The 20413-nt window shown below is 69.6% G+C and carries 21 protein-coding genes; 8 read left to right on the top strand and 13 right to left on the bottom strand.

Translation table 11 applies throughout. The annotated features are described in order from the left end of the window. Positions 1 to 73 precede the first annotated feature (73 nt). A complete protein-coding gene (locus tag ACH492_RS18445; protein ID WP_398987767.1) occupies positions 74 to 568 on the top strand; it encodes a DUF4396 domain-containing protein in 495 nt (164 codons plus the stop codon). A gap of 11 nt (positions 569 to 579) precedes the next feature. Here the strand turns inward: ACH492_RS18445 and ACH492_RS18440 are convergent, their stop codons facing one another. Beyond that, the gene (locus ACH492_RS18440) at positions 580 to 1212 is read right to left on the bottom strand and encodes a sulfite oxidase-like oxidoreductase (protein ID WP_398987765.1); all 633 of its coding nucleotides are present in this window, start codon (positions 1210 to 1212) and stop codon (positions 580 to 582) included. Between the two features lie 155 nt (positions 1213 to 1367). Between ACH492_RS18440 and bfr the strand changes: the two genes are divergently transcribed. Further along, entirely contained in the window at positions 1368 to 1847 is a 480-nt protein-coding gene (gene bfr, locus ACH492_RS18435; protein WP_307664008.1) for a bacterioferritin, read from the top strand. Between the two features lie 84 nt (positions 1848 to 1931). Here bfr and ACH492_RS18430 read toward each other — a convergent pair whose 3' ends face one another. Further along, positions 1932 to 2198 carry a bacterioferritin-associated ferredoxin gene (locus ACH492_RS18430; RefSeq protein ID WP_398987763.1) on the bottom strand — a complete coding sequence of 89 codons (267 nt, stop codon included), beginning with the start codon at positions 2196 to 2198 and terminating at the stop codon, positions 1932 to 1934. 148 nt (positions 2199 to 2346) lie between these two features. After that, positions 2347 to 3699: a class II 3-deoxy-7-phosphoheptulonate synthase gene (locus ACH492_RS18425; RefSeq protein ID WP_398987761.1), complete on the bottom strand. Its 1353-nt coding sequence runs from the start codon at positions 3697 to 3699 to the stop codon at positions 2347 to 2349. 193 nt (positions 3700 to 3892) lie between these two features. Here ACH492_RS18425 and ACH492_RS18420 point away from each other — a divergent pair, with 193 nt between their 5' ends. The 3 genes from ACH492_RS18420 to ACH492_RS18410 all read left to right on the top strand — a co-directional run bounded on the left by ACH492_RS18420 (position 3893) and on the right by ACH492_RS18410 (position 8845). Next, positions 3893 to 6679 (top strand): N-acetylmuramoyl-L-alanine amidase, encoded by a 2787-nt coding sequence (locus tag ACH492_RS18420; RefSeq protein ID WP_398987759.1) that lies wholly within the window; start codon positions 3893 to 3895, stop codon positions 6677 to 6679. A gap of 93 nt (positions 6680 to 6772) precedes the next feature. Then, the gene (locus tag ACH492_RS18415) at positions 6773 to 6841 is read left to right on the top strand and encodes a trp operon leader peptide (protein WP_356228357.1); all 69 of its coding nucleotides are present in this window, start codon (positions 6773 to 6775) and stop codon (positions 6839 to 6841) included. Positions 6842 to 6949: 108 nt separating this feature from the next. Continuing rightward, on the top strand, positions 6950 to 8845 hold the full coding sequence (locus tag ACH492_RS18410; RefSeq protein ID WP_398987757.1) for an anthranilate synthase family protein: 1896 nt from the start codon (positions 6950 to 6952) through the stop codon (positions 8843 to 8845). Between the two features lie 263 nt (positions 8846 to 9108). Here the strand turns inward: ACH492_RS18410 and ACH492_RS18405 are convergent, their stop codons facing one another. From ACH492_RS18405 to ACH492_RS18390, 4 genes are all read right to left on the bottom strand, one after another. Beyond that, positions 9109 to 10137, bottom strand: coding sequence for a 6-phosphofructokinase (locus ACH492_RS18405; RefSeq protein ID WP_398987755.1), 1029 nt, complete (start codon positions 10135 to 10137; stop codon positions 9109 to 9111). A 144-nt stretch (positions 10138 to 10281) separates the two neighbouring features. Next, positions 10282 to 10956, bottom strand: a complete 675-nt coding sequence (locus tag ACH492_RS18400) for a response regulator (protein WP_398987753.1) — start codon at positions 10954 to 10956, stop codon at positions 10282 to 10284. Beyond that, positions 10953 to 12161 carry a MacS family sensor histidine kinase gene (gene macS / locus ACH492_RS18395; protein ID WP_398987749.1) on the bottom strand — a complete coding sequence of 403 codons (1209 nt, stop codon included), beginning with the start codon at positions 12159 to 12161 and terminating at the stop codon, positions 10953 to 10955. Before macS ends, ACH492_RS18400 begins: the two co-directional genes overlap by 4 nt. 28 nt (positions 12162 to 12189) lie before the next feature. Beyond that, positions 12190 to 12972, bottom strand: coding sequence for a lysophospholipid acyltransferase family protein (locus ACH492_RS18390; RefSeq protein WP_398988366.1), 783 nt, complete (start codon positions 12970 to 12972; stop codon positions 12190 to 12192). 164 nt (positions 12973 to 13136) lie between these two features. On the opposite strand from ACH492_RS18390, the gene ACH492_RS18385 reads away from it, so the two are divergent. Continuing rightward, positions 13137 to 13916 (top strand): alpha/beta hydrolase, encoded by a 780-nt coding sequence (locus tag ACH492_RS18385; protein ID WP_398987747.1) that lies wholly within the window; start codon positions 13137 to 13139, stop codon positions 13914 to 13916. Continuing rightward, positions 13909 to 14535, top strand: a complete 627-nt coding sequence (locus tag ACH492_RS18380) for a hypothetical protein (protein WP_398987745.1) — start codon at positions 13909 to 13911, stop codon at positions 14533 to 14535. The genes ACH492_RS18385 and ACH492_RS18380 overlap by 8 nt, the downstream gene beginning before the upstream one ends. A 52-nt stretch (positions 14536 to 14587) precedes the next feature. Here ACH492_RS18380 and ACH492_RS18375 read toward each other — a convergent pair whose 3' ends face one another. The 6 genes from ACH492_RS18375 to ACH492_RS18350 form a co-directional block, all read right to left on the bottom strand. Then, positions 14588 to 15364: an endonuclease/exonuclease/phosphatase family protein gene (locus tag ACH492_RS18375; RefSeq protein ID WP_398987743.1), complete on the bottom strand. Its 777-nt coding sequence runs from the start codon at positions 15362 to 15364 to the stop codon at positions 14588 to 14590. Between the two features lie 238 nt (positions 15365 to 15602). Continuing rightward, the gene (locus ACH492_RS18370) at positions 15603 to 16544 is read right to left on the bottom strand and encodes an ROK family glucokinase (protein WP_398987741.1); all 942 of its coding nucleotides are present in this window, start codon (positions 16542 to 16544) and stop codon (positions 15603 to 15605) included. A 66-nt stretch (positions 16545 to 16610) separates the two neighbouring features. Further along, positions 16611 to 17051, bottom strand: coding sequence for a DUF5304 domain-containing protein (locus ACH492_RS18365; protein ID WP_398987739.1), 441 nt, complete (start codon positions 17049 to 17051; stop codon positions 16611 to 16613). A gap of 77 nt (positions 17052 to 17128) precedes the next feature. Beyond that, complete coding sequence (locus ACH492_RS18360) at positions 17129 to 18364, bottom strand: ArsA family ATPase (protein ID WP_398987737.1); 1236 nt, start codon at positions 18362 to 18364, stop codon at positions 17129 to 17131. Beyond that, positions 18364 to 18813: an SRPBCC family protein gene (locus ACH492_RS18355; protein WP_307663994.1), complete on the bottom strand. Its 450-nt coding sequence runs from the start codon at positions 18811 to 18813 to the stop codon at positions 18364 to 18366. The genes ACH492_RS18360 and ACH492_RS18355 overlap by 1 nt, the downstream gene beginning before the upstream one ends. A gap of 116 nt (positions 18814 to 18929) precedes the next feature. Continuing rightward, the gene (locus ACH492_RS18350; RefSeq protein ID WP_398987735.1) at positions 18930 to 19706 is read right to left on the bottom strand and encodes a metallophosphoesterase; all 777 of its coding nucleotides are present in this window, start codon (positions 19704 to 19706) and stop codon (positions 18930 to 18932) included. A 279-nt stretch (positions 19707 to 19985) separates the two neighbouring features. Between ACH492_RS18350 and ACH492_RS18345 the strand changes: the two genes are divergently transcribed. Beyond that, positions 19986 to 20413, top strand: a 428-nt coding sequence (locus ACH492_RS18345; RefSeq protein WP_398987733.1) for an AMP-binding protein, incomplete at its 3' end; no start/stop codon positions are given.

Raw genomic sequence — 20413 nt, 5'->3', positions numbered from 1 at the left:
GAATACCCCTAGGGGGTATACGGTTTCTTGCTGTCGACAGGAACCGCTGCCTGGTTTTTTTGGGGGGTCTCACATGCGGCACGACACTCACGCCCAGCACGCACACCATGAGCACCACACACAGCACCGATCCGTCAGCTGGTCCATGGCCGCCCAGGCCACGCTGCACTGCCTCACCGGCTGCGCCATCGGCGAAGTACTCGGCATGGTCATCGGCACCGCGCTGGGCTGGGGAAACATCCCGACGATGATCCTCGCGATCGTCCTGGCCTTCTTCTTCGGCTACTCGCTCACCCTGCGAGGAGTCCTCAAGGCCGGCGTCGACTTCAGGACCGCCTTCCGGGTCGCCCTCGCCGCCGACACCCTCTCCATCGCCGTCATGGAGCTGATGGACAACGGTGTGATCGCCGTGTGGCCCGGCGCGATGGACGCCCACCTCGGTGACGCGATGTTCTGGTGGGTGCTCGCGATCGCCCTAGTCGCCGCCTTCCTGATCACCACACCCGTCAACAAGTGGATGATCGGCCGCGGCAAGGGCCATGCGGTGGTCCACCAGTACCACCACTGAACCCCCGGGGGTCAGAGCTCCGGGCCGTCCCCCGGCTCCTCCTGATAGGAGTAGCGCTGCTCACGCCAGGGGTCGCCGAGATTGTGATAGCCACGCTCCTCCCAGAAGCCGCGGCGGTCGGTGGTCATGTACTCCACGCCACGGACCCACTTGGGCCCCTTCCAGGCGTACAGATGCGGGACGACAAGACGCAGCGGAAAGCCGTGCTCGGCGGTGAGCAGTTCACCGTCCTTGTGGGTCGCGAAGATCGTGCGGTCCGAGACGAAGTCGGAGAGCCGCAGGTTGGCGCTGAATCCGTACTCGGCCCAGACCATGACGTGGGTGACGTTCGGCGCGGGCGGCGCGAGCTCCACGACCGTACGGGCGGGCACACCGCCCCATTCGGCCCCCAGCATGCTGAACTTCGTCACGCAGTGCAGATCGGCGACGACCGTCGAGAAGGGCAGCGCCGAGAACTCTTCGTGGTTCCAGCAGCGCTTGTCGCCGTCCGCCGTGGCGCCGAAAACCCTGAACTCCCAGCGGTCCGGCCTGAACTTGGGTACGGGCCCGTAGTGAGTGACCGGCCAGCCACGCTGGAGTCGCTGCCCCGGCGGAAGCTCGGACTCCTCTGATGCGCGGTATTCCCGGCTCTCCGGCTGACCCATGCCTTCAATGGTGACAGACCGGGAGGGGTGGTCATGACCAGGTCTGGCCCGATTCGGGCAACTCCTACTAAGCATGCACTTACTGGACGCTCCCCTGCCGCGGTGCGAGGATTCGCGCACCTGCCCAAGTCACACGCGCGGAAGGAGCCTCTGCGATGCAGGGCGACCCCGAGGTCATCGAGTTTCTCAATGAGCAGCTGACCGCCGAATTGACCGCGATCAATCAGTACTTCCTGCACGCGAAGATGCAGGAGAACTTCGGCTGGACGAAGCTCGCCAAGTACACCCGGTCCGAGTCGTTCGACGAGATGAAGCACGCAGAGGTGCTGACCGACCGCATCCTCTTCCTCGATGGCTTGCCGAACTACCAGCGCCTGTTCCATGTGCGCATCGGCCAGACGGTCACCGAGATGTTCCAGGCCGACCGGCAGGTCGAGGTGGAGGCGATCGACCGCCTCCGGCGCGGAATCGAAGTGATGCGCGGCAAGGGCGACATCACGTCCGCGAACATCTTCGAGTCGATCCTGGCGGACGAGGAGCACCACATCGACTATCTCGACACCCAGCTGGAGCTTGTGGAGAAGCTCGGTGAGGCGCTGTACATCGCGCAGTTGATCGAGCAACCCGACAGCTAGGCCGCAGCTCGAGGGCCAGGTCACCGCCGGAGGGGCAGCTCGAGGGCCAGGTCACCGCCGGAGGGCTAGACCACGGCCCGAGGGCTAGGCCGCTTCGCCGAGCCCGGTCCCGGGGGCGGAGCCGGGGTCCGTCGCCAGCACGGCGGCGCTGTTGCCCTGCTCGAGCAGCTCCCGGCGGGGACAGACGTCACGACCGAGGATCCCCTGGATACGGCGTACACACGATCCGCAGTCGGTTCCGGCTTTGGAGACCGACGCTATCTGGCGGGGAGTGCAGGCGCCTGCATCCGCGTGTTCCTTCACTTGCTTCTCGGTGATGCCGAAGCAGGAGCAGACGTACACGCGGTTCACCTCCCGGACGGGATCGATAGGCGGCGCCTTCCCGATGATCGGTGAGGCTAACCTAACCTTACCCGGCGGACCCGGTGCGCAAAAGCCCCGGAATTGACGGTGGGGCGCGGATCACATCGATCCGCGCCCCACCGTCGTTGATCCGTCACTACTGGTCGCGGTACATCTCGGCGACCAGGAAGGCCAGGTCCAGCGACTGGCTGCGGTTCAGGCGCGGGTCGCAGGCCGTCTCGTAGCGCTGGTGCAGATCGTCGACGAAGATCTCGTCGCCGCCGCCCACGCACTCGGTGACATCGTCACCGGTGAGCTCGACATGGATGCCGCCCGGGTGCGTACCGAGCGCCTTGTGGACCTCGAAGAAGCCCTTGACCTCGTCGAGCACGTCGTCGAAGCGGCGAGTCTTGTGGCCGGAGGCGGCCTCGAAGGTGTTGCCGTGCATCGGGTCGGTCACCCAGGCCACCGTGGCGCCGGAGGCGGTGACCTTCTCGACCAGCTCGGGGAGCTTGTCGCGGACCTTGTCGGCGCCCATACGGACGACGAAGGTCAGCCGGCCCGGCTCGCGCTCGGGGTCGAGCTTCTCGATGTACTGCAGCGCCTCGTCGACCGTGGTCGTCGGGCCGAGCTTCACACCGATCGGGTTGCGGATCTGCGAGGCGAACTCGATGTGCGCCCCGTCCAGCTGACGGGTGCGCTCGCCGATCCAGACCATGTGGCCGGAGGTGTTGTACAGCCGGCCGGTGCGTGAGTCGGTGCGGGTCAGCGCACCCTCGTAGTCCAGCAGCAGCGCCTCGTGCGAGGAGTAGAACTCGACCGTGCGGAACTCCGCCGGGTCGGTGCCCGCGGCCTTCATGAAGTTCAGCGCGTTGTCGATCTCGCGGGCGAGCTGCTCGTAGCGCTGGCCGGACGGGGACGACTTCACGAAGTCCTGGTTCCAGGCGTGCACCTGGCGCAGGTCGGCGTAGCCGCCGGTGGTGAAGGCACGCACCAGGTTGAGCGTCGCGGCGGAGGCGTTGTACATCCGCTTGAGGCGCTCGGGGTCCGGGATGCGGGCCGCCTCTGTGAAGTCGAAGCCGTTGACGGAGTCGCCCCGGTAGGTCGGCAGCGTCACACCGTCGCGGGTCTCGGTCGGCTTGGAGCGCGGCTTGGAGTACTGGCCGGCGATACGGCCGACCTTCACCACGGGCACGGACGCGGCATAGGTGAGCACCGCGCCCATCTGGAGCAGGGTCTTGAGCTTGTTGCGGATGTGGTCGGCGGACACGGCGTCGAAGGCCTCGGCGCAGTCGCCGCCCTGCAGCAGGAACGCCTCGCCCTTGGCGACGGCTCCCATCCGGGCGCGCAGCTGGTCGCACTCGCCCGCGAAGACGAGCGGCGGATACGACTCGAGGTCCGCGATCACATCGCGCAGAGCCTCGGCATCGGGGTACTCGGGCTGCTGCGCCGCGGGCAGGTCTCGCCAGGTGTTGCCACCGGCAGCGGTGGTCTTAGCGTTCACGGTCACCCTGTCAACATTACGGGGTCCGCGCGGGCGCTCCTTCGACCGCCCAGTAAATGAGACGCGTGGTCCAGCGTTCCGACATCGGCTGTTCAGCCGCCGGGCCTTATATCTCTGCGCGGCCGGGCTCCCAGAGCTGCTAGCCTCTCGCCGGTTTCCAATCAGTTCAGTGTGAAACAAGTGACACAGGGGTGGGGCTTTGAACCGCGGACACCGCAGGGACCGCAAGAGACGGCTGCTCATTTACGGCATCGCCACAGCCGTGGTCGCCACCGCCACGATCGGCACCATCGCCGTGGCCTCGCCCGGCTTCCTGGACTCTTCGACAGACGGCAAGCCAGGGCCCCCGAGCGCGGTGCTGCAGTCCCAGTTCGAGGACGCGGCTCGGGAGTTCGACGTTCCGCAGAGCGTGCTGATGGCGGTCTCGTACCGGCAGACCCGCTGGGAGGCCCACGACGGACTGCCGAGCACGACCGGCGCGTACAACGTCATGGGGCTGACCCAGGTCGACCCGGAGGACGTGGAGCAGCCGGACGGCAAGGAGCGCCTCGCGCATCTCAACGCGAGCGGCAACCCGGCGATCGAGAAGACCTTCGACGCCGCGAAGATGCTGCGCAGCCTGCCGGAGGAGACCGTCGACACCGACGACCCGCGGCTGCACACGCTGGACAAGGCCGCCGAGCTGATCGACGGTTCGACAGACTCCGTGAAGAACCGCACGGCCGAGAGCATCCGCGCCGGTGCGGCGCTGCTCGCGGAGTACCAGCGCCAGGCGACCGGCGAGCTGCCGGACGAGCCGGGGCAGTGGTACCCGGCCGTCGCCCGTTTCAGTGAGTCGCCGGACAAGAAGGGCGCCGATCTCTTCGCGAAGCGCGTCTTCGAGTCGATCAAGACCGGTGAGCGGGAGCTCACCACGGATGGCCAGCTCGTCACGCTGCCGGCCGATCCCTCGGTGGAGCCGGTCAAGCCGTCGAACGTCCCGCTCGCCGCGACCTTCGCGAGCACGACGGCGGTTCCGACGCCCGAGTGCCCGTCGGGCCTGAACTGCAACTACATCCCGGCCGAGGTCCCAAGCACCGGCCAGCGCAACTACACGCTCGCGGACCGTCCCGCCAGCGGGTTCGGCATCCGCCAGATCGTCATCCACGACACCGAGGGCAGCTACGACGGCACCATCGCCACCTTCCAGAGCTCCGCGGCCAGGGGAAGCGCGCACTACCTGATCCGCGCCTCGGACGGTCTGGTCACCCAGATGGTCGAGAACAAGAACCTGGCATGGCATGCGGGCAACTGGACCGTCAACATGCATGCCATCGGCCTGGAGCACGAGGGCTACGCCATCAAGGCGGGCAGCTGGTACACCGAGCCGCAGTACGAGTCCTCCGCGGCCCTGGTGAAGTTCCTGGCGGCCAAGTACGGCATTCCGCTGGACCGTGAGCACATCATCGGCCACGACGAGGTGCCGGGTCAGCTGGACGCCAAGGTGGCCGGCATGCACTGGGACGCGGGCCCGTTCTGGGACTGGAACCACTACATGTCGCTGCTGGGCGCGCCGACGGGCGCCGGTGGCGCCGGCGGCCTGCTCAAGGCCGGTCAACTGGTCCGTGTCGTGCCGCCGTTCACCACGGCGAACCAGCCCACGATCACGTACAACGGCAGCACCGTCGCCAAGCAGCCGGCGAACTTCGGGTACCTGTACACGACGGCGTCGACGGCCACGCCGATCAAGGACCCGTACATCCCCAACGTGCTGTGGAGCGACGGCCCGAACTGGGGCAACAAGGTCCTCGCGGGAGGTACCTACGTCGTCGCCGAGGCGCAGTACAACTGGACGGCCATCTGGTACGGCGGGCAGAAGGCCTGGTTCTACAACCCCGGCGGTCAGTACACCGCGCCCGTCACCGGTGGGACCGTGGTGAAGCTCAAGGCCGGCGCGACGGCCCGAGTCTACGGACGTTCCTTCCCCGAGGCCTCGGCCTACGAGGGGACCGGCGAGACCGCGCCGACGGACAACCCCGACTACCTGTCGAAGTACACCTTCCCCTCCGGCCAGGCCTATGTGAAGGCAGGCGAGGCGGTCCTCGGTGACGACTACTTCGGCTCCACGCAGCTCCGGGTCGAGGGCAAGACCGACCTCTACGTCCCGATCCGCTACAACCACCGCATGGCGTGGGTGAAGGCGAGCGACGTCCAGCAGAGCAACAGCACCGTCCCGGACGCGGGCACCAGCCGGTACAACACGCTCGCCCGCGACTCCTCGGGCGTGCTGTGGCAGTACCAGGGCACCGGCAGCGCGACCGCGCCGTACCTCACCCGCTACCGCGTCGGCAGCGGCTGGCAGGGCTACAACGCGGTGACCTCGATGACGGCTCTGCGCGCCGACGCCGTCGGCGACATGGTGGCCCGCGACACCTCGGGCGTGCTCTGGTACTACCGAGGCAGCGGTAATCCGTCGGCGCCCTTCCTGAAGCGCACCGAGGTGGGCAAGGGCTGGGGGATCTACAACCAGCTGACCGGCGCCCGGGACATCACCGCGGACGGCATCGCCGATCTGATCGCGCGCGACTCGTCCGGCGTGCTCTGGCTCTACAAGGGCACGGGCAGTGCGACCGCACCCTTCGCAGCCAGGGTCAAGGTCGGCCCCGGCTGGCAGATCTACAACGCGCTGACCGACACCGGAGACATCACCGCGGACGGCAAGGCGGACCTGATCGCCAGGGACACCTCCGGCGTGCTGTGGCTCTACAAGGGCACGGGCAATGCCGCCGCGCCGTTCGCCGCCAGGGTCAAGGTCGGTTCCGGCTGGGGGATCTACAACGTCCTCAACGGACCGAGCGACCTTTCCGGTGACGGCAGGCCGGACCTGATCGCCCGGGACTCCTCGGGCGTGCTGTGGCTGTACAAGGGCACGGGCAGCGCCACCGCCCCGTTCGCCGCCAGGGCACAGATCGCCACCGGCTGGCAGATCTACAACCTGCTGGTCTGAGACCTGCTGGTGTGACGCACAAGGTGTGATCCGCCCGCGGCACCGCGGCCGTCCGCTCCCCGGACGCGCTGCGGCGCCGCGGGCGGATGCGTTATGGTCGGCGTCATGTTCGCGCACTCGACTCAGACCTGGTGGTGGACCGCTCATCCGGCGGCCCACTGACTGCGCGTACACACAGCTCGCGAAGGCCGCCCCGAGGGGCGGCCTTTCCCGTTTCCACGGGCCGTTCCTCCCACTCGGACCACTCGGACCACTCGGAAGGAACACCGGATGCCCATCAGCAGACTGCTCGACGAAGACTGCCCGCCCTTCGCCCTGCTGCGCAGACGCACCCCCGGCCACGATCACGACACCGTCGAGGTCCTGATCGGCGCCGTGCACGAGGCGGAGTCGCTCGCCGACATCCCGGTCGCGGACCGTCCCTCACTGGCCCTGGTCCCGTTCCGCCAGATCAGGGAGCGCGGCTTCGACGTACGCGACGACGGCACTCCGCTGTCCGTGCTCGTCGCCGACGAGACGTACGAAGTGCCGCTCGCCGAGGCCCTGGAGGCGCTTCCGGCGCACGATGTCCGGGTCGAGGGCGGGGCCTTCGACGTCGACGACGAGGAGTACGCGGGGATCGTCCGGCGCGTCATCGAGGACGAGATCGGCCGGGGCGAGGGCGCGAACTTCGTTGTCCGCCGCACGTACACCGGCCGCATCCCCGGCTTCGGCCGGGCCGACGCCCTGGCCCTGTTCCGGCGGCTGCTGGCCAGCGAGCGCGGCGCGTACTGGACCTTCGTCGTGCACACCGGCGAGCGCACCCTCGTCGGTGCCAGCCCCGAGGTCCATGTCCGGATGAGCGGCGGCACCGTCGTGATGAACCCGATCAGCGGCACCTTCCGCTATCCGCCCCAGGGCCCGACCCCCGAAGCGCTGCTCGGCTTCCTCGGCGACCGCAAGGAACGCGAGGAGCTCTCCATGGTCGTCGACGAGGAGCTGAAGATGATGTGCACCGTCGGCGACATGGGCGGCGTCGTCATCGGGCCCCGGCTCAAGGAAATGGCTCATCTCGCCCACACCGAGTACGAGTTGCGCGGCCGCTCGTCGCTCGATGTGCGTGAGGTGCTGAAGGAGACGATGTTCGCGGCTACGGTCACCGGCTCGCCGGTGCAGAACGCCTGCCGGGTCATCGAGCGCCACGAGGTGGGCGGCCGCGGCTATTACGCGGGCGCGCTCGCGCTGATCGGCAAGAACGCGGGTGGCGGGCGGGAAGGGCAGGTCGGCGCGCAGACCCTGGACTCCCCCATCCTCATCCGTACCGCCGACATCGACGCCGATGGTTCCCTGCGTGTGCCGGTCGGGGCGACCCTGGTCCGGCACTCCGACCCGGCGGGCGAGGTGGCCGAGACGCACGCCAAGGCGGCGGGCGTACTGGCCGCGCTGGGCGTACGCCCCGGGCGGCCGCAGGAGCACGCCGAGCGCCCGAATCTCGCCGACGACCCGCGGGTGCGGGCCGCCCTCGACGCCCGCCGCGCCGACCTCGCGCCGTTCTGGCTGCGGATGCAGGAGCGCAGCGCCCGGCTGACCGGGCACGCGCTGGTGGTCGACGGCGAGGACACCTTCACCGCGATGCTGGCGCATCTGCTGCGCTCCACCGGCCTGGAGGTGACGGTGCGGCGGTACGACGAGCCGGGCCTGCGCGAGACGGTCCTCGCGCACACCGGGCCGGTGGTCCTCGGCCCGGGTCCTGGCGATCCGGCCGACGCGACCGACCCGAAGATGCGCTTTCTGCGCGCGCTCGCCGCCGATCTGCTGCGCGATCACCGCCACGGCCTGCTCGGCGTCTGCCTCGGCCATGAGCTGATGGCAGCCGAGCTGGGCCTGGAGATCGTACGGAAGGACGCTCCGCACCAGGGGGCGCAGGAGCGGATCGACTTCTTCGGGCGTAACGAGACCGTGGGTTTCTACAACAGCTTCACGGCGCGCTGCGACGACGCTGCGGCGGCGGAGCTTGAGGCGCACGGGGTCGAGGTCGCCCGCGATCCCCTCTCGGCGGAGGTGCACGCCCTGCGGGGCACAGGCTTCGCGGGTATCCAGTTCCATCCGGAGTCGGTACTGACGATGCGGGGACCGGAGGTGATCCACGGCCTCCTCGCCTCAACGACGCGGGTGGGCCGGGGTTGAATTTCCCCCACCCCGCCCCATCGCCGTAACCGGGGCTCCGCCCCGGACCCGCCCCCTACGCCCTGCGGGCGTGGGGGAGGGACCCTCACAGTACGGCTTCGCGCGTGTCCTCAATCTCCCCCAGACTTCGTCCGGGGGGACCCCCACGGGGCTTGAACTCCCGCCGGTCGGCCTGAACTTTCAGGCCGACCGGCGGGATACTCAGCCTCGCCGGCATTTGAGGCGCGGGGGTCCGGGGGCAGCGCCCCCGGGAACAGCAACCGTCAGCCGAAGAAGACCCCGACCTCCTCGTACAGCTTCGGGTCCACCGTCTTCAGCTTCGCCGTCGCCTCGGCAATCGGAACGCGCACGATGTCCGTCCCCTGCAACGCGACCATCTTGCCGAAGTCCCCGTCCCGCACCGCGTCGATCGCGTGCAGCCCGAAGCGGGTGGCCAGCCAGCGGTCGAAGGCGCTCGGAGTGCCGCCGCGCTGGACATGGCCGAGGACGGTGGTGCGGGCCTCCTTGCCGGTACGCCGCTCGACCTCCTTGGCCAGCCACTCACCGACGCCGGAGAGCCGGACATGACCGAAGGAGTCGAGCGAGCCGTCCTTGAGAACCGCCTCGCCGTCCTTGGGCATTGCGCCCTCGGCGACCACCACGATCGGGGCGTAGCTGGCCTTGAAACGCGACGTCACCCAGGCGCACACCTGGTCGACGTCGAAGCGCTGCTCGGGGATGAGAATGACATTGGCGCCGCCGGCCAGACCGGAGTGCAGGGCGATCCAGCCCGCGTGCCGCCCCATCACCTCCACGACCAGGACGCGCATATGCGATTCGGCGGTGGTGTGCAGCCGGTCGATGGCCTCGGTCGCGATGCCGACCGCCGTGTCGAAGCCGAAGGTGTAGTCGGTGGCGGACAGGTCGTTGTCGATGGTCTTGGGCACGCCGACGCAGTTGATGCCGTACTCGTCGTGAAGCCGCGTCGCGACGCCGAGCGTGTCCTCGCCGCCGATCACGATCAGCGCGTCCACCTCGTGTTTGGCGAGGTTCTCCTTGATGCGGCGGATGCCGCTCTCTTCCTTGAGGGGGTTGGTGCGCGAAGAGCCGAGGATGGTGCCGCCGCGGGGCAGAATGCCGCGGACGGCCGGGATGCCGAGCGGAACCGTGTCGCCTTCGAGGGGTCCGCGCCAGCCGTCGCGATAGCCGACGAATTCGTACGCGTACTCCTGCACGCCCTTGCGGACGACACCACGGATGACAGCGTTGAGGCCGGGGCAGTCGCCGCCCCCGGTCAGTACTCCGACGCGCATGAAAACTTCCCTTCGCCTGGTGAGCCTTATGACCGCCACGCTAATGGTGATCCAGGTCACTGCGGGATGGGGCGAAAGGTCAATTCCTGTGCGTCATGCGGAGGTTGACGTCCGGCTTTCACTCGTACGGGGAGGGGACGGGGGTTACGCGTCGTCCAGGCCCCGCTCGATCGCGTACCGCACGAGCTCGACGCGGTTGTGCAGTTGGAGCTTGCCGAGGGTGTTCTGCACGTGGTTCTGGACGGTGCGGTGCGAGATGACGAGGCGCTCGGCGATCTGCTTGTACGAGAGCCCCTTGGCCACCAGTCGCAGCACCTCGGTCTCCCGGTCGGTCAGCTGCGGGGCCTTCGGCTCGTCCGCACCCGCCGCGGGGACGGGCTCGGAGGCCAGGCGGCGGTACTCACCGAGCACCAGGCCGGCGAGGCCCGGCGTGAAGACCGGATCGCCGACGGCGGTGCGCCGCACGGCGTCGCTCAGCTCTTCCGTACTGGCCGACTTGAGCAGATAGCCGGTCGCACCGGACTTCACCGCTTCCAGTACGTCCGCGTGCTCACCGCTGGCGGACAGCACCAGGACCCGCAGGCCGGGGTAGGAGCCGACGAGTTCCTTGCACACCTGAACGCCCGGCATCCCGGGCAGATTGAGGTCGAGGACGAGGACGTCGGGCGCGACGGCCTTGGCCCGGCGCACGGCCTGTGGACCGTCACCGGCCGTCGCCACCACCTCGAATCCGGCCGCGGCCAGATCGCGGGCGACCGCGTCCCGCCACATCGGGTGGTCGTCGACGACCATCACCTTGATCGTCTGCTGGTCCGTCATGTGACTGCCTTCCCCCGTGGGACCTTCAATTCGACTTCTGTGCCCTGGCCCGGAACCGAGATCAGCTCGGCCGAGCCGCCCAGATCCCGCAGCCGCCCGCGGATCGAGAGGGCGACTCCGAGCCGGCCCTCGCCCTCAGCCTGGGCGAGCCTGCCCTCCGGGATACCCGGGCCGTCGTCCCGTACCGTCACGATCACCTCGTCCGGCCAGTCCTCGACCAGGATCCAGGCGTGGGCGTCCTCGCCGGCATGTCTGCGGACATTGTCCAGGGCGGCACTGACAGCGGCGGCGAGTTCCGCCGCCGCGGCGGCGGGGAGCAGCACCGGGGCGCCCGGTTCCGAGAGGGTCACCTTCGACCCGGCGTGCCGGGCCAGCAGCGAGCGCAGGTCGTGCAGTTCGGGCCCTTGGGGCGGATCGTCGTCGTCGACAGTGCGGACCACGGCACCGAGTGAGACGTCCTCGGAGGCACGCGTGGTGGGTACCAGACCGCTGGAGACCAGGGTGCGCAGGGCGACCTCCTGCTCCCCCGCCATCCTGCCGAGCTCCTCGGCCTCGCCGCCCAGCGCCGTACCGCGCCGCTGCACCATCGCGAGCACCTGGAGCACGCTGTCGTGAATGTCGCGGGCCAGCCGCTCCCGCTCGCGGGTCGCCGCCTCGATCTCCAGGGCGCGGGCGAGGGTGCGCTCGGAGGCGCGGGCGACCTCGACGACGTAACCGATGGCTATGGAGGCGACCCAGACCAGCAGGACGTTGTGGAAGGTGTCCCGGCTGGGCTGGCCGCGCTCGATGATGTTGGCGACGGCGACGAGTGAGGACGCGAAGCCCGCCCAGCGCCAGCCGCCCTTGATGGCGAACGCGAGGACGGATCCGGCGGTCCATATCGTCGGCAGGGTCGGGCCGTCCTGCGTCTGGGCCTGGGCGTCGGCTAGGGGCGTGAGCATGATCCCGGTCAGCGCGACGGTGAGATCGGCGACCAGGAAGCGTTTGGTACAGCGAGCAGCGTTGGCCACCTTGGGGAGCGTGACCAGCGTCCATACGGACATCACCGCGAGGAAGCCGGCCGCGACCCAGGGGCGCTCGAACTTGCTGGGGTTGACGACGAAGAGAAGCACCGCGTAGACCATGGTCAGTACGCGGTAGGCGGCCAGCGCACGCCACAGCGGCAGCTCGACCGACATCCGCACGACACGCTCGCGCTTGGCCATATCCCCCACCCCAGGACGGACGGCGCGGCTAGGCTGCCGGCCGGTCCGTCTTCCCCGCCTTGTCCGTGTTCTCCGGCTTCTCGGGCTTGTTCGCCTTCGCGGCCTTTTCGGCCGCCGCCCTCTCGGCCCTCTCCGCCTTTTCCGCATCCGCGATCTGGCGCTTGGCGGCCGTCGCGTAGATGTCGACGTACTCCTGGCCGGACAGCTTCATGATCTCGTACATGACCTCGTCGGTCACCGAGCGCAGGATGAAGCGGTCGCCCTCCATACCGTGGTAACGGCTGAAGTCGAGCGGCTTGCCGATCCGGATCCCCGGGCGCATCAGCTTGGGGACCACCTTGCCGGGCGGCTGGATCTTCTCGGTGTCGATCATCGCGACCGGGATGACCGGAGCGCCGGTGGCGAGCGCCACGCGCGCGAGGCCGCCCGGCTTGCCGCGGTAGAGGCGGCCGTCCGGGGAGCGGGTGCCCTCCGGGTAGATGCCGAACAGGCCACCACCCGCGATGACATCCATCCCGGCCTTGACCGCCGCCTCACCCGCACCGCGCGCGCCCGAGCGGTCCACCGGGAGCTGCCCGACGCCCTTGAAGAAGGCGGCGGTCAGCTTGCCCTTGACCCCGGGCGATGTGAAGTACTCCGCCTTGGCGATGAAGGTGACCTTGCGGTCGAGGACCGCCGGCAGGAAGAACGAGTCCGAGAAGGACAGGTGGTTGCTCGCGAGGATCGCCGGCCCCTCGGCGGGAATGTTCTCGAGGCCCTCCACCCAAGGCCTGAAGGCAAGCTTCAGTGAGCCCCCGATGGAGAACTTCATTGCGCCGTAGATCAACTCGAGTGCCTCCTGTGTGCTGTCGAACAGACCTTATCCCGAGGTGGGTCAGTCATCCCTGTGCCGGGGGGCTTACGGACCTGGTCGGTGTCAGTCCGGTCGCGTACGGTGAAGTACACCCTTCAGACACTCACGAACAGGAGACCCAGGTGCCGGTCCTTCCTGGAGCCGAGCCGTACCGCCACGAAGGCGGCGAGGTCGGCGTCCTCCTCTGTCACGGATTCACCGGTTCCCCGCAGTCGCTGCGCCCCTGGGCCGAGTATCTGGCGGAGCGCGGACTGACCGTGTCCCTGCCGCTGCTTCCCGGACACGGCACGCGCTGGGAGGACATGCAGGTCACCGGCTGGCAGGACTGGTACGCAGAGGTGGACCGCGAGCTGCGGGTGCTGGTCGAGCGGTGCAGCCAGGTCTTCGTCTTCGGGCTCTCGATGGGCGGGGCGCTGACGCTGCGGCTCGCCGCGAAGCACGGGGACGCGGTCAGCGGCATCGTCGTGGTGAACCCGGCGAACAAGGTCCACGGCCTGTCGGCGTACGCCCTGCCGGTCGCGCGCCACCTGGTGCGTACGACAAAGGGGCTGACGAGCGACATCGCCAAGGAGGGCTCGGAGGAGGTCGGGTACGACCGGGTGCCGCTGCACGCCGCGCACTCGTTGCGTAACTTCTTCCGGCTGGTCGACGGCGAGCTGCCGCAGGTCACTCAGCCGATGGTGCTGCTGCACAGCCCGCAGGACCATGTGGTGCCGCCTGCCGACTCGGCGCGGATCCTGAGCCGGGTCTCGTCCACGGACGTCTCGGAGATCCTGTTGGAACAGAGCTACCACGTGGCGACGTTGGACCACGATGCGGAGCGGATTTTCGACGAGAGTTATGCGTTCATCGGTCGGCTCGCTCCGAGTATCGGGAAGAAGGAGAGCACCACCGGTGGCTGAGCAGCACGATGCGGACCGCGAGCCGCAGCCGATCGACGAGGAGGCCGCCTGGGCCGCCATCGTCGAGGGGTACGGCGAGGAACCGGCCGACCCGCCGGGCGCCAAGCCGTTCAAGTCGGTGGAGGACCTCGCCCTGCTCGAGGGTGATCTGAACAAGACGCCGAAGGACGACAGGGCGGCGGAGGCCGAGCCCGATCCGGAGGATCCGGACGCGGGTGCTGACGCGGGGCCCGCTGCGGGGCCTGATGCGGTGCCTGATGCGGACAAGCCCGCGCTGGGCAGCTCGATCACGTTCGCGCCGGGGATCGGTGGCCCGCGCGACTACCAGGTGGCCGACGCGAAGGACGACGACCTCGACGAGAGCGACGAGGGCCACTTCGTACCGCCGGAGCCGCCGCCGCTGCCGGAGTCCGATGTCACGGCCAAGTTCGCCTGGCTGGCGGTGGTCGGCGGGCCGGTACTGATGCTGGTGGCGGTGCTGCTCCAGTGGAACATGACGTGGTGGCTGACGACGCTCTGCGTCGGCGGCTTCCTGGGCGGCTTCGGCACGCTGGTGGCCCGGATGTCGCACGGCGACGACGAGGACGACGACGATCCGGGCCGCGGCGCGGTGGTCTGACTCTCGACGCGGCTTCTCGACGCGGCGTCGGCCTCCGGCCGTCGGACGCGGCTCAGCGGGCGCTCGGTCCGTCGGACGACACCGCGGGAACACGTAGGGCCGCCAGCACGGGCAGGTGGTCCGTCGCCGCGCGAAGGTCGGCCTGGGTGATGCCCGGCAGGGTCAACGGCACTCCGCAGCCCAGCACTTCGACTCCCGGGGTGGCGAAGATCGCGTCGATCCGCTGGTGTGGGTCGTTCGGTGTCGAGGTGTGCTCGCCGCCCCAGGGCGCGACCGCCCAGCAGTCCTGCAGCTCCCCCGCGAGCCTGCGGAAGCTCCGGCCGCTGGGCCGGTCGTTCAGGTCGCCCGCCGCGATCGCGTACGGCACGTCCATCGCCTTCAGCCGGTCCAGCAGCATCCCGGCCTGCGCGTAGCGCTCGTCGCCCTGGAGACTCAGATGACAGCTGAGCAGCCCGATCCGGGCGCTCCCGATCCGTACGACCGCCGTGGCGAAGCCGCGCCGGTGCAGGCGGGGGGTGAGCGGCAGCAGCACATCCTCCGTACGCTCCACGGTCGCCCGCAGCGAACAGAGCAGCAGCGGGCCGGCGGCGGTGGCCCCGCCGGTCAGCACCACCAGCTCGCTCTTGGCGGCCAGCCGCGCCGCGTGCTTGCGCCAGCGGAAGAAGCGCGGGGCCTCCTGGATGAACACCAGGTCGGGCGCGCAGGCGCGGATCACCCGGGCCAGCGAGTCCTCGTCGTCGCGCAGGGAGCGGATGTTGTAACTGAGCACGCGGATCACGGCCGAACCGTCCGGTTCGGTGCGGGAGTTTGGCAGTGCGGTGATCGCCATGCGCAGCAAGATACGCGGGTGCGGGTCCTTTCTGGGGCTCCGCCCCAGACCCGCCCCCTACGCCCTGGCGGGCGTGGGGGGGGACCCGTGGTCCTCAATCTCCCCCAGACTTCGTCCGGGGGAGATTGACGACGGACCCCCAGCCCGCCCGCGCAGCCGAAATCAAGCCCGTCCGGCGCTCAAGAATCAAGCCCGTTGGGGTCCCCCCGGGACGAAGTCTGGGGTGAGGACAGAGAACCTAGCCCTGGCGGGCCAGGTCCGCCGCGCCCACCAGGCCCGCCCTGCCGCCCAGTTGTGCCGCGACCACCTGCGCGTGTGGACGCCACCTGCCGCCGATCAGCCAGCGGCGGAAGGACTTGCGGATCGGGTCGAGGACCAGCTCCCCCTCGTCGGAGAGGCCGCCGCCGACGATGAAGGCGGACGGGTCGAAGAGCGAGGCCAGGTCGGCCAGGCCCGCGCCCACCCAGCGGGCCAGTTCGCGGTACGAGTCGACGGCGACCGGGTCGCCCTGCCGCGCGGCCTCGCTGATGTGCTTGCCCTCGATGCCGTCGACCGTCCCGTCGCCGAGGCTGAGCAGGATCTCGGCGCTCTCCGGGGTGGCGTTGGCGCGCTGCTTGCCGTAGCGGACGAGAGCGCGCCCGGAGGCGTACTGCTCCCAGCAGCCCTGGCTGCCGCAACCGCACAGCAGACCGTCCGGGACGACCCGGATGTGGCCGAACTCCGCGGCCACCCCGAAGCGGCCGCGGCGCAGCTTGTTGCCGATGATGATGCCGCCACCGAGCCCGGTGCCGAGGGTGATGCAGATGACGTCTTCGTGGCCCTGGCCGGCACCGAAGCGGTACTCGCCCCAGGCCGCCGCGTTCGCGTCGTTCTCGACGACCACCGGGAGGCCGACGCGCTGCTCGACCTTGTCCTTGAGCGGCTCGTGGCGCCAGTCGATGTTGGGCGCGAACAGGACGGTGGCACGCTTGTCGTCGACGTATCCGGCGGCGCCGATGCCGACCGCCTCGATCTCGTGCCCCTCGCCGGCCCCGGCGACGGCCGAGCAGATCGCCTCGATGATGCCCTGCGGCGTCGACGGGGTGGGCACGTTGTGCGTCTCGAGGATGGTGCCCTCTTCGTCGACCACGCCCGCTGCGATCTTCGTGCCGCCGATGTCGACGCCGATGGTGAGTCCCATGTGTCCCTCAGTTTTCGGTCGAGCCCCGCTATGGCCAACCGTACCCGAGGGCGGGGCACGGCCTGCTCAGTCCAGGTCGATGTGCTCGCTCGCGCCGGGTCCGTCGTCACGCGGGTCCTGGTCGTCCTTGGAGGCGGTGGGCCGCTGGGTCCAGCGTCGCTCATGGCCCTCGACCGCGGATCGATACGCGGCGAGCAGCTCGCCGCCCGCCGCCGTGAGGTGGTCGAAGACCTCAGGGTTGCGCTCTATGACCGGCTCTACGGCGGCCTTCGCCTGGTTGACCAGCTGCTGCACGGTGTTCTGCGCGGCCATGCCGGGCAGCGACGTCTGGAACGAGGAGACCTTGTCGGCGACCGCGTCGAGGAGCTTGCGCAGCTCCTCACCGGCCGAGCCGGGCGGCGGCCCGTACTGGGCGCGGCGGCGGGCCTTCTCCGCCTCCAGGTCCTCGGCGCACGCCTTGGCCCAGGCGTCGTCGTCGACGGCGGGACGCTCGGTGGCATCGCTCATGGCGTACTCCTGCGGAAGAACTGGCGGAAGAACTGAGGGTTTGTACGCTCGACGGTACCCGAATGGAGGCAGCGCGTTCAGCGTGCCCGCGGCCACAGTTCGGGGTCGGGCTGGAAGCGGACCCGCAGCACGCCCTCCGTGAGACCCGCGCCCGCCACGGTGCAGCGGCGCAGCGCGGAGGGCAGCGGCACGATCCTGCGGAACGGTCCGACGGTGATCAGGAGTTCATCCCCTCGGCGGACGAGTGCGAGCTCCTCCTTGACGGCGCCGGGCAGCGGGAGCTCCCAGACGAAGACACTGTCGGTGCCGTGCCCCTCCGCGACCCGCCATGGGTCCTCGCGACGCTCGCCGCGGTGCCGGTGCGGTGCGAGGGCTCCGATGGCTTCGAGGGCACCGACGGCTTCGACGGCGAGCCCTTCTCCGGTGTCGAGGAGGGCAAGGTCCTCGAGGCCGCGCGGGTCCCGGCCGAGGTGGGGCGCCTCGCGGATCGAGCCTTGGGGCGCCCAGTCCTCGTACCACTCGCTCAGGCACTTCTCCTGCTGTGCGGAGAGGGTCGCGAGCCAGCTGTCGGCCGAGCCCCGCGGCAGGATCCGGTTCGGTACGAGGGTGTCGACCGGCAGTCCGTACAGCGCAAGCCCGGCGCGGGCGGTGCGCAGGGCGTCGGCGGCCGCGGGTCCGGGCTCGGCGACCACCCGCAGCGTCGTGCCGACGGATTCGATCATCGCTTGGACGGCGGCCAGTTCGCTGTCCCAGCGGGCCGCGGTCTCGTACAGCCACTGCGCGGGCATCGGCACACCGGCGAGCTGGGCGAGCATCGGGCGCAGGGCCCGTGCGGCCTGCCGTTCCGGCGGCAGCAGGCGGCGCAGATAGCGGCGCAGTTGTTCGGGCAGGGCGAGCAGCGCGATGGTCTCGCGCAGCGGCGGCAGGTCGAGGACGACCACGTCCCAGTCGCCGGCGGCGGCGGTCCTCAGCGCCCGCAGCAGGGCGAACTGCTCGCTGCCGGGGAGCCCGGTCAGCTCCTCGTCCTCGAGTCGCGCCGCGCCCAGCAGATCGAGCCCGGCGCCGGCGCGCTCCTGGAGCGAGAGGAACTCGGCGCGGAAGTCGGCACCGGAGTCGATGCGGGCGGCCCACAGGCCGTCCGTGATCCCGTCCGGTGCGTCGGGGCGGCCGGTGACAGGCGCGCCGAAGACGTCGCCGGACTCGGCGGAGAGGAACAGGGCGCGTTGGCCGCGCCGGGCCGCGGCGAGCGCGGTGGCAGCGGCGACGGTGGTTCGGCCCGCGCCGCCGAACCCGGTGACGAGGACCGTGCGCATCAGGCGGCGGGCCCGCTCTCGACGCGCTTCTTCAGACCGGCCAGTGCGCGGTCGATGATGACCTTCTCGGCCTTGCGCTTGATCATGCCGAGCATGGGGATCTTGACGTCGACGGTGAGCTGGTAGGTGACCTCGGTGCGGTCACCGCCGCCGACCGCGGCGAGGGTGTACGAACCGTCGATGGCGCGCAGCATCTGGGACTTCACCAGAGTCCAGCTGACCTGGTTTTCACCGTTCCAGGTGTAGGCGAGGGTGTGGTCGTCCTTGATCGCGCCGGCGTCGAGCACCAGCCGGACCTGCTCGGCGCGGCCCTTGGCGTCGGTGGCGAGCACCTCGGCCTCCTTCACCTCGCCGGTCCACTCGGGGTAACGGGCGAAGTCGGAGATCACGCCCATCACGTCGGCCGGCGCCGCCTCGATCGTGATGCTCGAGCTGGTGTGTTCCGCCATCGCTGCGGCTCCTCACAGTGCGGTACGGACCGGGGGTGGTGTGGGGTGCAGGCTATCGCGACCCGACTGGTCACCACTCCAGGGCCCGGCCAGTCACCGCTCCCAGGCCCAGCGGTTCACAACTCCAAGGTCCAGGGGCGACCGGTCGAGGCGAAATGCCCGACGTTCACGCACTCCGTCGAGCCGATGCGCATCCGGCGGGCGAGCGGCTGGTGGACATGGCCGAAGAGGGCGTACTGGGGCCGGGTGCGGCGGATCGCCTCCAGAAGGGCTCGGCTGCCACGCTCGAAGCGACGCGGGACGGTGTCGTACGTCAGCTCGGGAACGTCCGGGGGAATGTGCGAGCAGAGCACATCGACCTCCCCGAGCGCTTCGACCTTGGCGGCGAACTCCTCGTCGGAGATCTCGTACGGAGTGCGCATCGGGGTGCGCAACCCGCCGCCGACGAAGCCGAAGACGCGGCCGCCGATCTCGATGCGCTCGCCGTCGAGGACGGTGGTGCCCGGCCGTGCGTACTCCGGCCAGAGGGTCGGCATATCGACATTGCCGTATGTGGCGTACGTCGGGGTGGGGAAGGCCGCGAACAGCTCGGCGTACTGGCGGCGCACGGCGGATTCGATGGCGGTCTCCCGGTCCGTCTCCAGCTCGGCCCAGAGTCTGCGCCCGAGCTCGCGGGCCGCGTCGTAGCGGCGGGCGGTGCGCAGTTCCACGATCAGATCGGCGTTCTCGACGCCGAAGAGGTCGGGGAAGATGCCGCGCGAGTGGTCGGCGTAGTCGAGGAAGAGCACGAGGTCACCGAGGCAGATGAGCGCGTCCGCGCCGTCTCCCGCCATAGCGAGATCCTTGGCATTGCCGTGTACGTCACTGACCACGTTGACTCGAATGCCTCGCATGGTGATCACCCTAGGACGCCGGTTCACGGCTCGGTAGAGCGGGGCGGACCAGCCGTTCTTCCGAGTCGTCATGAGTGTGGACTACTCTGCGCGAAGCACCGCCATCACGTGTGACGCAGGGAACATCTGGCCGGAACCCCCTATCCGGAACCGAGTACTGATGGGTAACGTCCGGGCAGTCCAGTCGTGCTCACCCCACTGAGCACCTGCCCGATCTTGGACCGCAACCGGTGCATCACACAGAGCCGTGGCGCCGGCGCCCGATGAGGAGCAGCAGTCTTGCGCGAGTTCAGCCTTCCGGCCCTGTACGAGGTCCCCGCGGACGGCAACCTGACGGATCTCATCCGCCGCAATGCCGCTCAGCATCCCGATGTCGCGGTGATGGGCAGAAAGGTGGCGGGCGTCTGGACGGACGTCACCGCCACCCAGTTCCTCGCCGAGGTGCGGGCCGCCGCCAAGGGCCTGATCGCCTCCGGTGTGCAGCCCGGTGACCGGGTCGCCCTGATGTCCCGTACCCGCTACGAATGGGTGCAGCTGGACTTCGCGATCTGGAGCACCGGCGCGGTGACCGTGCCGGTGTACGAAACCAGCTCGCCCGAGCAGGTCCAGTGGATCCTCGGCGACTCGGGCGCGGTCGCGGTGATCGTCGAGGGCGAGGCGCACGCCGCCGCCGTCGAGTCGGTACGGGACCGGCTGCCCAGCCTGCG

Source organism: Streptomyces sp. NPDC019443, assembly GCF_044389785.1.
In the GTDB taxonomy this organism is placed as follows: Bacteria; Actinomycetota; Actinomycetes; order Streptomycetales; family Streptomycetaceae; genus Streptomyces.
This window is presented reverse-complemented; position numbering and strand designations above follow the sequence as displayed.

Coding starts and splice junctions, on each gene's coding strand:
- bfr (WP_307664008.1), top strand. CDS start 1,368: ATGCAGGGCGACCCCGAGGTCATCGAGTTTCTCAATGAGCAGCTGACC.
- ACH492_RS18390 (WP_398988366.1), bottom strand. CDS start 12,972: ATGAAGTTCTCCATCGGGGGCTCACTGAAGCTTGCCTTCAGGCCTTGG.
- ACH492_RS18355 (WP_307663994.1), bottom strand. CDS start 18,813: ATGGCGGAACACACCAGCTCGAGCATCACGATCGAGGCGGCGCCGGCC.
- ACH492_RS18410 (WP_398987757.1), top strand. CDS start 6,950: ATGCCCATCAGCAGACTGCTCGACGAAGACTGCCCGCCCTTCGCCCTG.
- ACH492_RS18350 (WP_398987735.1), bottom strand. CDS start 19,706: ATGCGAGGCATTCGAGTCAACGTGGTCAGTGACGTACACGGCAATGCC.
- ACH492_RS18365 (WP_398987739.1), bottom strand. CDS start 17,051: ATGAGCGATGCCACCGAGCGTCCCGCCGTCGACGACGACGCCTGGGCC.
- ACH492_RS18360 (WP_398987737.1), bottom strand. CDS start 18,364: ATGCGCACGGTCCTCGTCACCGGGTTCGGCGGCGCGGGCCGAACCACC.
- ACH492_RS18370 (WP_398987741.1), bottom strand. CDS start 16,544: ATGGGACTCACCATCGGCGTCGACATCGGCGGCACGAAGATCGCAGCG.
- macS (WP_398987749.1), bottom strand. CDS start 12,161: ATGGCCAAGCGCGAGCGTGTCGTGCGGATGTCGGTCGAGCTGCCGCTG.
- ACH492_RS18445 (WP_398987767.1), top strand. CDS start 74: ATGCGGCACGACACTCACGCCCAGCACGCACACCATGAGCACCACACA.
- ACH492_RS18400 (WP_398987753.1), bottom strand. CDS start 10,956: ATGACGGACCAGCAGACGATCAAGGTGATGGTCGTCGACGACCACCCG.
- ACH492_RS18440 (WP_398987765.1), bottom strand. CDS start 1,212: ATGGGTCAGCCGGAGAGCCGGGAATACCGCGCATCAGAGGAGTCCGAG.
- ACH492_RS18375 (WP_398987743.1), bottom strand. CDS start 15,364: ATGGCGATCACCGCACTGCCAAACTCCCGCACCGAACCGGACGGTTCG.
- ACH492_RS18405 (WP_398987755.1), bottom strand. CDS start 10,137: ATGCGCGTCGGAGTACTGACCGGGGGCGGCGACTGCCCCGGCCTCAAC.